Below are 1,034 nucleotides of genomic sequence, written 5' to 3' on the forward strand. Positions count from 1 at the left end.
TGACGGTCTTGCTCGTCATCGACGTGCCGCGGTCGGCATGAACGACCTCCGGGGTCCCGTGGATTCCGAAGATCTCCTTCATCATCTCCACCGCCAACTCCCCGGATTCCGACGCGTGGACATGGGCGCCGACGATGTAGCGGGAGTAAATATCGATCATCACGTAGCAGTCAAAATACKTCCCCTTGATGGGCCCGGGAAGCTTTGTGATGTCCCACGAGTAGACCTGCCCGGGACCGGTGGCGACCAGTTCCGGGATCGCCCGGGCCGGATGCCGGGCCAGCCGGCGGCGTTCCTTGACCTGCTTGTTCTCCGCCARCACCCGGTAGATGGTGGAGATCGACGCCAGATACGTGCCCTCGTCGAGCAGGGCCGCGTAGATCTGGACCGGCGGCAGATCAACGAACCGGAYMGAGTTCACCACCGCCAGGATCCGGGCYCGCTCGGCAGCATCGAGCTTGTTCGCCGGCACCGGCGCGGYTGTAGGGATCGGCAGCRTGCGCGGCTTCCGGGTCGCGGTAGCCCGCGCGACCCCGGCSAGYCGGGCGGCGGTCCGGGTCGGAACCGCGGCGGCCGTGAGGCTACGGTAGGCGGACATCAGGGCTTCGTGTGCGGTGGTTCGTCCCGCGAGCTCTTCGACAGTTCTGCCAAGAGCTCGTGCGTTTTTGACATGATCTCCAACGCCACCTCCGTCGTGGCCAGACGCCGTTTCGAGTCCTCGATCTCGCGCCGCAGCCGGGCGATCTCGGCCTGCTCCGGACTCAACCGGCCAATCCGCTCRCCAGGCTTCTTTCCCTCAAGGACGCCGGCGTCACGGAGTTTGCGCCACTCGGTGATCTGCGWGGAATAGATCCCCTGCTCCCGCARATACGCGCCACCCTCGTTTCGCAAAATAGCGTCTTCATAGGCGGCCAAGTGGTCAAGTTTCTGGGCCGGGGTGATCGATCGCCTCGGCGTCGGACCCCCGGAACGGGGTCCGGGACTGCTGCTCTTCATCAGACTATCGTCGCGCACGGCGATCAAAGATTGGCTGG

The 1,034-nt window shown here is 65.1% G+C and carries 1 pseudogene; it reads right to left on the reverse strand.

The annotated features are described in order from the left end of the window. Positions 1 to 996 (reverse strand): annotated as a pseudogene (locus tag ASG92_RS29650) (DDE-type integrase/transposase/recombinase); the annotation flags it as partial. Between the last annotated feature and the right edge of the window lie 38 nt (positions 997 to 1,034).

The sequence above is a fragment of the Arthrobacter sp. Soil736 genome (genome assembly GCF_001428005.1).
Classification (GTDB): Bacteria; Actinomycetota; Actinomycetes; order Actinomycetales; family Micrococcaceae; genus Arthrobacter.